Genomic DNA, 9,297 nt, shown 5'->3' on the forward strand with positions numbered 1-9,297 from the left:
GCCCGTTGAATATCAGGACTCGCTCACCACGACGGTGCCGATTTCAGGATGGCTGAAGCTGGCAATTTTATCGAGACGCACTTCGCGTGAAACGCCTGCGACATCTACTACCAGATACTCCACATTTTTACGTGAGACTAAATCGTTGGCTTTGGCGCTGAGCACCTCGCCGTCTTTCAATTCCAGCGCCAATAAAAGATGATGCTGGCAGGCGAGTTCAAGATTGTCATAGTCATCACAGTTGATGGGTTGATAGGCATCATTCATTGACATAATCGCTCACCAGTAAGTTCGCGGCCGCATATGCCGCCTTTTCCCTGACCGACTCTGAAAGGGTGTCATCCGACGCCATTTCATTCAGCACTTTCAACACGCACCCCAGCGCATCCGGGATATACCCCAAATCTCCGCTGGCGATTTCCGCATACCGTTTGCGTACTAACTCACAATAATTGTTCACATCTCCTCCTGTCAGCTACCTGACTTTACTGTGAGATAACACTAAGCCTACGAAGATTAATACTGTTTAGCAAGGCGACTATACCATAGCTTATCCGCCATTATCAGCGTGATGGCGAATGATGCGTACAAGAGATAACAGCGCTTTGACCCTGAATTCGCTACAATAGCGGCCATTTTATGCAGGAGTGGTGTTATGGCCTTAAAAGCGACTATTTATAAAGCGACGGTGAATGTTGCCGATCTGGATCGTAATCAGTTTTTAGATGCGACGCTGACGCTGGCCCGCCATCCTTCTGAAACCCAGGAGCGCTTGATGTTGCGTCTGCTGGCGTGGATCAAATACGCCGATGAGCGGTTGCAATTCACCCGCGGCCTGAGCGCTGAAGATGAGCCGGAAGCCTGGCTGCGCAATGATTATCTGGGAATTGATTTGTGGATCGAGCTGGGGCTGCCGGACGAAAAACGGTTGAAGAAAGCCTGTACACAGGCGAAAGACGTGGCGTTATTTGTCTACAATTCCCGGGCGGCGCAGATCTGGTGGCAGCAAAATCAAAGCCGTTGCGCGAGCTTCGGCAACTTAAGCATCTGGTATCTGGATGATGAGCAACTGGCGGCGCTCAGCGCATTTGCCAACGATCGCACCATGACGCTACAGGCCACCTTGCAGGATGGCGCCATCTGGCTTTCCGATGATACGCAGAATCGGGAATTCCACCTTGAAGCCTGGCAGCAGCCATGATTACGATTTCCCGCACTGTCTCCATTGCTGAGGATGAGCTGGAGATCACCGCCGTGCGGGCGCAGGGGGCGGGTGGCCAGCATGTGAATAAAAGTTCGACCGCTATCCACCTGCGTTTTGATATTCGGGCGTCAAGCCTGCCTGAGTATTATAAGGCGCGTTTACTGGAAGCTTCGCACCATCTGATCAGTAGCGATGGCTGGGTTGTGATAAAAGCGCAGGAATATCGCAGCCAGGAGATGAACCGCGAAGCGGCGATCGCGCGTCTGGTGGCATTGATCAAAGAATTGACCGCAGTGCAAAAGAGCCGTCGGGCAACGCGCCCGACCCGCGCATCGAAAGAGCGCCGGTTAACGGGCAAGGCGCAAAAGTCGTCGGTAAAAGCGCTGCGTGGAAAAGTCCGTCGCCATGATGGGTGACGGGCAATAACAGAATTGAGCATAAGGAATCGAGTGTGAAAAAAGCGATTTTATCTCTGCTGGCCGGGTGTACGTTGTTTGCCCTTTTCGGCTGTAATAATCGGGGTGATAACGAAATGATGCAGCCGACGCAAGTTGAAGAGCTGAAACCGATGCAGCAGAGCTGGCGCGGCGTTTTACCCTGTGCCGATTGCGAAGGTATCGAAACGTCGTTGTTTCTGGAAAAGGATGGCAGTTGGGTAATGAACCAGCGCTACCAGGGCGGAAAAGGTCCGGCGGCATTTGGCTCTTACGGCAACTGGGCGCGTACGGCCGATAAACTGATCCTTACCGATACTCAGGGTGACAAAACGTATTTCCGTGCGAAGGGTGATGCACTGGAGATGCTGGATCGGGAAGGCAATCCGATTCACTCGCAACTCAACTACACGCTGCAACCGGTGAAAGCGTCGCTGCCGGCAACGCCAATGGCAATGCGCGGTATGTACCGATATATGGCTGATGCTGCCGTGTTTACGGACTGTGCAACCGGGAAGCAGGTTTCAGTGGCAAGCAATGCTCAGCTTGAGCGCGATTATGCGGCAGCGCGCGGTACCGAAAGCAAACCGATTCTGCTGGTGGTGGAAGGGCATTTTGCCTTTGAACCGAACCCGGATACCGGTGCGCCACAGAAAGTGCTGGTCATCAATAAGAAAGGGCAGTTCAGCGCCAACAAAGACTGTGATGATTAAGCCTCCGGCACCATAAAAAACTGCACCTTACTCAGTTGGGTGTCCAACTTTTGGGGTGCAGTCCAGAGCGGGGCTTTTTGTCGGCTTAGCCTTTAATGGCTTTCACCAGGTAATCAAGGATGTCGCCGGTTTTGATGAGCTGCTTCTCGCCGTTGCGACGATATTTGTATTCAATATCGTCGTTGTCGAGGTTGCGATCGCCGATCACCACCGTATGCGGGATACCGATCAGTTCCATATCAGCAAACATCACGCCTGGACGCTCTTTGCGGTCATCCATCAGCACTTCAATGCCCTGCGCGCGCAGTTCGGCGTAGAGTTTTTCCGCCAGCTCCTGCACCCGGTAGGATTTGTGCATGTTCATCGGCAGCAGCGCAACCTGGAACGGCGCGATAGCGTCCGGCCAGATGATCCCGCGCTCGTCATTGTTTTGCTCGATCGCTGCCGCCACCACGCGCGTTACACCGATACCGTAGCAGCCCATGGTCAGGATCTGGTTGCGGCCATCTTCACCCTGTACCGCTGCGTTCAGTGCCTGGGAATATTTGGTGCCGAGCTGGAAAATATGACCCACTTCGATACCGCGTTTAATCAGCAGCGTACCTTTACCGTCCGGGCTTGGATCGCCAGCGACAACGTTACGGATATCCGCCACTTCCGGCGTCACGACATCGCGATCCCAGTTGATACCGAAGTAGTGTTTACCGTCGATGTTCGCACCTGCAGAGAAGTCGCTCATCGCGGCAACGGTACGGTCGATCACCACCGGAACTGGCATATTTACCGGGCCAAGGGAACCAGGACCGGCATTGACCACGGCGCGAATTTCCGCTTCGGTGGCGAAAGTTAACGGCGCAGCAACCTGCGGCAGTTTTTCCGCTTTCACTTCGTTCAGTTCGTGGTCGCCGCGTACCAGCAGCGCAACCAGCGGATAGCTGCTGCCTTCTACCGCTTTCACCAGCAGCGTTTTTACCGTTTTCTCAATCGGCAGGTTGAACTGTTCAACCAGTTCGGCGATGGTTTTCGCGTTTGGCGTATCAACCAGCGTCATTTCCTGCGTGGCGGCAGCGCGCGGCTCTTTTGGCGCCAGCGCTTCAGCAAACTCAATGTTGGCGGCGAAATCGGATGAGTCAGAGAAGATCACATCATCTTCACCGCTCTGCGCCAGCACCTGAAATTCATGAGATGCGCTACCGCCGATCGAGCCGGTATCAGCCTGTACAGCGCGGAAATCCAGCCCCATACGGCTGAAGATTTTGCTGTAGGCGGCGTACATTGCATCATAGGTTTCCTGCAAGGATTCCTGAGAGGTATGGAAAGAGTAAGCATCTTTCATCAGGAATTCGCGGGAACGCATAACGCCAAAGCGCGGGCGCACTTCATCGCGGAACTTGGTCTGGATCTGGAAGAAGTTCAGCGGCAGCTGTTTGTAGGAGTTCAGCTCGTTACGGATCAGATCGGTGATGACTTCTTCGTGAGTCGGGCCGAGGACGAACGGGCGATCGCCGCGATCAACAAAACGCAGCAGTTCCGGGCCATACTGCTCCCAGCGGCCGCTTTCCTGCCACAGATCGGCTGGCTGTACCACTGGCATGGACACCTCAATCGCACCGGCGTTATTCATCTCTTCACGCACGATGTTTTCGACTTTTTTCAGGACGCGCAGACCGGTCGGCAGCCAGGTGTATAACCCGGAGGCCAGTTTGCGGATCATCCCGGCGCGCAGCATCAGCTGATGGCTGATGACTTCGGCGTCGGCAGGCGTCTCCTTAAGAGTGGAGAGCAAGTATTGGCTAGTACGCATGTTGTTACGGTTCCATTTGGACAATCGGAACAGGCCCGAAATCAGGCCTGACACAAAAAAAGTGGTTTAGTTTATCAGCCTGGCAGAGATGCCAAAAGAGAGGGGAATAAAATTAGCGCGCTTCCAGCGCAAAGACTTCGAATCCCGCCGCCGTTACGCGCCAGCGCACATTAAAATCCAGCAGCCAGACGGCGTAAGTCTTCCCTTGCTCTTCCTCTTTTCGGTAGGCCGGACGCGGATCCTGCGCCAGCACTTCCAGCAAGAAGGTTTTAAAGTGGGGATAACGCTTTTCCAGCCCGCTAAGTTGCGACTCCACGTCGGGTGTAAAGCTAACCGGAATATCGGCAACCGGCGCCTGCTGTGCATAGCTGGCCTGCGCATCGGGTACAGCTTCGGCAAAGGGCAGGTAAGGTTTGATATCTACCACCGGCGTGCCATCGACCAGATCCAGGCTGCCGAGCTGTAAAATCACCTGATCTTTATGACAGCGGATCCCGTTTAATTCGACCAGCGACATGCCGATCGGATTGGGGCGAAACGTAGATCGTGTGGCGAACACGCCCATTCTTGCATTGCCCCCGAGCCGCGGCGGGCGCACGGTAGGACGCCATCCGCCTTCCATCGTTTGATGAAAAACGAAAAGCACCCACAAATGGCTGAACCCTTCGAGGCCGCGCACCGCATCAGGTTGATTATAGGGAGGAAGCAAGTGAAGTTCGCCGCCGCCATATTTCACCAGACCCGGCTGGCGCGGTACGGCAAACTTCTCTTTATACGGCGAACGGATGACACCTATTTGCCCGAAAGCAAAGGTATTCATTTTGCCGAAACGTCGAGTGCGGAACCCACGCAGATGGCCTGGCGGTAGCAGCCCGGAGTACCGCTGGTCACTTCACAGCTATGCAGCAGAACGGCATTGGCTTTGGCTTTTTTCGAGGCATTAATCTGCATGCGTTTGCGGGCGGTCGGGATGTTCGGCGGGGAGTCCTGGTTGTTTGCCTGACAGGATTCACCGGTTACTTCACCCAGATCGCGGAACGGTTTACCCACTAAATCTTGTGCATCCGTGATGATGCGCACCGGGGCAGGGCGTGTCACTTTCGGTTTTACCGGCTCTGATTTTGGCGTCACTGCGCTACTTTGTACCGGTTCGACAGGGGATCTGCTTAGCAGGGAGCAGCCGCTCAACATGAGTGCTAATAAACAGATCGGTAAAGCACGCATAATCTTTCCTCAAAGTGATTTTCTCAACGCCGCTTATTGAATCAGGGACGTGCACAAATGACAAGGCGGGCTTTCGCCCGCCTTGAATGATATTACAGACTGAGGAGATTACCAGCCTTTCACCGCGCCGCCATTGAAGACTTTGTTCGCCGCTTCGTTCACTTCATCAGACTGGAAAGCCTGGACGAATTTTTTCACGTTTTCCGCGTCTTTGTTATCTTCACGGGCAACGATCAGGTTCACGTACGGGGAGTCTTTATCTTCAACGAAGATGCCGTCTTTTGCCGGAGTCAGGCCGATCTGGCTGGCGTAAGTGGTGTTGATTACCGCCAGTGCAATCTGCGCATCATCCAGAGAGCGCGGCAGCTGCGGCGCTTCCAGCTCAACAATTTTCAGGTTTTTCGGGTTTTCGGTGATATCCAGTACGGTTGGCATCAAGCCCACGCCGTCTTTCAATTTGATCAGACCCTGTTTCTGCAACAGCAGCAGGGAACGGCCGAGGTTAGTCGGATCGTTTGGTACGGCGACCTGAGAACCATCCTGCAATTCAGACAGTGATTTGATTTTTTTGGAGTAGCCTGCAATCGGATAAACAAAAGTGTTGCCGACCGGAACCAGTTTGAAGCCGCGATCTTTGATCTGCTGATCGAGGTACGGTTTGTGCTGGAAGGCGTTAGCATCGATATCGCCTTTGCTCAGCGCTTCGTTTGGCAGCACGTAGTCGTTAAAAGTCACCAGTTCAACGTCGAGGCCATATTTCTCTTTCGCCACTTTCTGTGCGACTTCGGCAACCTGCTGTTCAGCACCAACAATCACACCGACTTTGATGTGATTCGGATCCTTTTCATCCTGGCCGCATCCGACCAGCGCCAGAGAACCAAGCAGAGCACCTACCGCTGCAAAGGTCTTGAATTTAAAAGCCATGTTATTTCCCTTCTCTCAGAGTCGTTATGTTGTGTAACGTTATTTGTGCGTCACTGCCCGGACGATACGATCGCCCGCGAACTGAATTAAGTAAACCAGAACCACGAGTAATATCAGTACGGTATTCATCACTAATGGGTTATAGGTCACATAGCCGTATTGGATCCCCAGCTGCCCCAGACCGCCAGCGCCGACGGCACCACCCATTGCGGAATAACCCACGAGAGTAATCAGCGTAATGGTCGCAGCATTAATAAGGCCTGGCAGCGCTTCCGGCAATAGCACTTTGCGGATGATCTGCATCGGCGTCGCGCCCATCGCACGGGAAGCTTCAATCAAACCTGCCGGCAGCTCCAGCAGGGTGTTTTCCACCATACGGGCGATAAACGGCGCGGCGCCAACCGTCAGCGGTACAATGACGGCGTACAGACCAATTGAGGTGCCGACAATCACGCGCGTAAAAGGAATCATCCAGACCAGCAAAATAATGAACGGAATGGAGCGGAAAATGTTTACCAGCGCAGAGATCACCCGATACAGGCTCGGGTTCGGCATAATCTGACCCGGACGCGTGACATACAGCAGCACGCCAAACGGCAGACCCACGACAAACCCCAGCAGACCGGAGGCAAAGGTCATAAACAGTGTTTCCCAGATGCTGCGGGCAAAGAGCCACATCATTGCCTCAGACATAACCGAGTACCTCTATTTTTACATGGTGTTCCTGCAACCAGGCGATGGCCGCCTGGGTATCCTGCTGAGTGCCGTGCATTTCCGTCAGCATAATGCCGAACTTCACGCCGCCCGCGTAATCCATCTGCGCGCTAATAATGTTGTTGTTCACGTTGAAACGACGCGCGGTTTCAGACAACAGCGGCGCATCCACCGACTGACCGGTAAACTCCATACGCAACATTGGTACGCTGTCAGCCTGCGGTTCCGCCTGCAAGCGTTGTGCGTAATCTTCCGGAATATCGAGATGCAGCGTGGACTGAATAAACTGCTGCGCCAGCGGCGTTTTCGGATGGGAGAAGACTTCACTCACCGTATCTTGCTCAATCAGTTCACCGTTGCTGATAACGGCCACGCAGTCGCAAATGCGCTTAACCACATCCATCTCGTGAGTGATCAGCAGAATGGTCAGACCGAGGCGACGGTTGATGTCTTTCAGTAATTCAAGAATGGATCGGGTTGTTGCCGGATCCAGCGCGCTGGTGGCTTCGTCGCACAGTAGCACTTTCGGGTTGCTGGCCAACGCACGGGCGATTGCCACACGCTGTTTTTGCCCGCCGGAGAGATTGGCTGGATAACTGTCATGTTTATCGTCAAGACCGACCAGATCAAGCAGCTCTTTTACCCGGCGATTGATCTCGTCACGCGGAGTATTATCCAGCTCCAGCGGTAACGCGACGTTACCGAAAACGGTGCGCGATGCCAGCAGATTAAAGTGCTGGAAGATCATGCCAATTTGGCGGCGAGCTTTAGTTAATTCCGCTTCAGAGAGTTTGGTCAGTTCCTGACCATCGACCAGCACACTGCCTTGCGTCGGACGCTCAAGCAGGTTAACGCAGCGGATAAGCGTACTTTTCCCCGCACCTGATGCGCCAATAACGCCATAAATTTGACCAGCGGGAACATGCAGGCTGACGTTGTTCAGCGCCTGTATAGTACGGTTCCCCTGCTGGAACACTTTGGTGATATTCGAAAGTTTAATCATTAGATTATTTTTATCGTATAAGAGTTAGCCGTGGCATTTTGTTCTGCCGGTTACGGGCGTACCCGTAAACAGAGCGGATGGTAAGGCATCCAGACGTCTAAATCAACGTCGCTTGCAATGATGAGCACTTTCCTGCGTTGCGAAACATGAGATACTAAGCCTCTATGCCTTTTTCAGGAGTAAACCCGTGGCAAAGTCAGTACCCGCTATTTTCCTCGATCGTGATGGCACGATTAATGTTGATCATGGCTATGTGCATGAGATCGATAACTTCGAATTTATTGATGGCGTCATTGATGCCATGCGCGAACTTAAAGAGATGGGCTACGCGCTGGTTCTGGTAACGAACCAGTCTGGTATTGCTCGCGGTAAATTTACCGAAGCGCAGTTTGAAACGCTGACCGAGTGGATGGACTGGTCGCTGGCCGATCGCGGTGTGGATCTGGACGGCATCTATTATTGTCCGCATCACCCGCAGGGAACCGTTGAAGAGTTTCGTCAGGTGTGCGATTGCCGTAAGCCGCATCCGGGGATGTTGATCTCTGCCCGCGATTCCCTGCACATCGATATGGCTGCTTCTTATATGGTAGGCGATAAAATAGAAGATATGCAGGCGGCACAGGCTGCTCAAGTGGGAACGAAAGTCTTAGTGCGTACGGGGAAACCGGTCACACCGGAAGCGGAAAAAAGCGCTGATTGGGTGATTAATAGCCTTGCGGAGCTGCCTTTAGCTATTAAAAAGCACCAAAAATAACCGTTATGACGAAAAGATGAGCGGTTGAAATAAAAATGCATTTTTCCGCTTGTCATTCCTCTCCGGCTCCCTATAATGCGCCTCCATCGACACGGCGCTAGCGAAGAACATCCCGCAGCGACGTTAAGTTGGAAGAGAAAAAATCCTGAAAATCGGGGTTGACTCTGAAAGAGGAAAGCGTAATATACGCCACCTCGCGACAGTGAGCTGAAAGCCGCGTCGCAACTGCTCTTTAACAATTTATCAGACAATCTGTGTGGGCACTCAGGTGACATGGATTCTTAACGTCCTCGGACGAAAAATGAATACCAAGTCTCACGGGTGAACACGTAATTCATTACGAAGTTTAATTCGATGAGCATCAAACTTTAAATTGAAGAGTTTGATCATGGCTCAGATTGAACGCTGGCGGCAGGCCTAACACATGCAAGTCGGACGGTAGCACAGAGAGCTTGCTCTCGGGTGACGAGTGGCGGACGGGTGAGTAATGTCTGGGAAACTGCCTGATGGAGGGGGATAACTA

12 protein-coding genes are annotated in these 9,297 nt (G+C 53.0%); 4 read left to right on the top strand and 8 right to left on the bottom strand.

Annotated features, from left to right (window positions below):
• Positions 1-12: 12 nt before the first annotated feature.
• The gene (gene rof / locus C0557_RS03480; RefSeq protein ID WP_007373243.1) at positions 13-273 is read right to left on the bottom strand and encodes a Rho-binding antiterminator; all 261 of its coding nucleotides are present in this window, start codon (positions 271-273) and stop codon (positions 13-15) included.
• Entirely contained in the window at positions 260-460 is a 201-nt protein-coding gene (locus C0557_RS03485) for a YaeP family protein (protein ID WP_007373244.1), read from the bottom strand. The genes rof and C0557_RS03485 overlap by 14 nt, the downstream gene beginning before the upstream one ends.
• 195 nt (positions 461-655) lie before the next feature.
• Between C0557_RS03485 and C0557_RS03490 the strand changes: the two genes are divergently transcribed.
• Genes C0557_RS03490 through nlpE form a run of 3 tightly spaced genes read left to right on the top strand, consistent with a single transcriptional unit; the run spans position 656 to position 2,351 of the window.
• On the top strand, positions 656-1,201 hold the full coding sequence (locus C0557_RS03490) for a YaeQ family protein (protein WP_208657493.1): 546 nt from the start codon (positions 656-658) through the stop codon (positions 1,199-1,201).
• A complete protein-coding gene (gene arfB, locus C0557_RS03495; protein ID WP_043954914.1) occupies positions 1,198-1,620 on the top strand; it encodes an alternative ribosome rescue aminoacyl-tRNA hydrolase ArfB in 423 nt (140 codons plus the stop codon). Before C0557_RS03490 ends, arfB begins: the two co-directional genes overlap by 4 nt.
• A 35-nt stretch (positions 1,621-1,655) precedes the next feature.
• Complete coding sequence (nlpE, locus tag C0557_RS03500) at positions 1,656-2,351, top strand: envelope stress response activation lipoprotein NlpE (RefSeq protein ID WP_208657494.1); 696 nt, start codon at positions 1,656-1,658, stop codon at positions 2,349-2,351.
• Between the two features lie 85 nt (positions 2,352-2,436).
• On the opposite strand, the gene proS is transcribed toward nlpE, so the two are convergent.
• From proS to metN, 6 genes are all read right to left on the bottom strand, one after another.
• A complete protein-coding gene (gene proS / locus C0557_RS03505; protein WP_072440180.1) occupies positions 2,437-4,155 on the bottom strand; it encodes a proline--tRNA ligase in 1,719 nt (572 codons plus the stop codon).
• Between the two features lie 112 nt (positions 4,156-4,267).
• Entirely contained in the window at positions 4,268-4,975 is a 708-nt protein-coding gene (tsaA, locus tag C0557_RS03510) for a tRNA (N6-threonylcarbamoyladenosine(37)-N6)-methyltransferase TrmO (RefSeq protein WP_208657495.1), read from the bottom strand.
• Positions 4,972-5,379 carry an Rcs stress response system protein RcsF gene (gene rcsF / locus C0557_RS03515; protein ID WP_208657496.1) on the bottom strand — a complete coding sequence of 136 codons (408 nt, stop codon included), beginning with the start codon at positions 5,377-5,379 and terminating at the stop codon, positions 4,972-4,974. The genes tsaA and rcsF overlap by 4 nt, the downstream gene beginning before the upstream one ends.
• Positions 5,380-5,487: 108 nt before the next feature.
• Entirely contained in the window at positions 5,488-6,303 is an 816-nt protein-coding gene (metQ, locus tag C0557_RS03520; protein WP_074775123.1) for a methionine ABC transporter substrate-binding lipoprotein MetQ, read from the bottom strand.
• A gap of 39 nt (positions 6,304-6,342) precedes the next feature.
• Entirely contained in the window at positions 6,343-6,996 is a 654-nt protein-coding gene (locus C0557_RS03525; protein WP_074775125.1) for a methionine ABC transporter permease MetI, read from the bottom strand.
• Complete coding sequence (metN, locus tag C0557_RS03530) at positions 6,989-8,020, bottom strand: methionine ABC transporter ATP-binding protein MetN (RefSeq protein WP_074775127.1); 1,032 nt, start codon at positions 8,018-8,020, stop codon at positions 6,989-6,991. Before metN ends, C0557_RS03525 begins: the two co-directional genes overlap by 8 nt.
• Before the next feature lie 187 nt (positions 8,021-8,207).
• Here metN and gmhB point away from each other — a divergent pair, with 187 nt between their 5' ends.
• Complete coding sequence (gmhB, locus tag C0557_RS03535) at positions 8,208-8,774, top strand: D-glycero-beta-D-manno-heptose 1,7-bisphosphate 7-phosphatase (RefSeq protein ID WP_074775129.1); 567 nt, start codon at positions 8,208-8,210, stop codon at positions 8,772-8,774.
• Positions 8,775-9,297: the final 523 nt, after the last annotated feature.

This window comes from Kosakonia sp. MUSA4, from assembly GCF_013085925.1.
Classification (GTDB): Bacteria; Pseudomonadota; Gammaproteobacteria; order Enterobacterales; family Enterobacteriaceae; genus Kosakonia; species Kosakonia sacchari_B.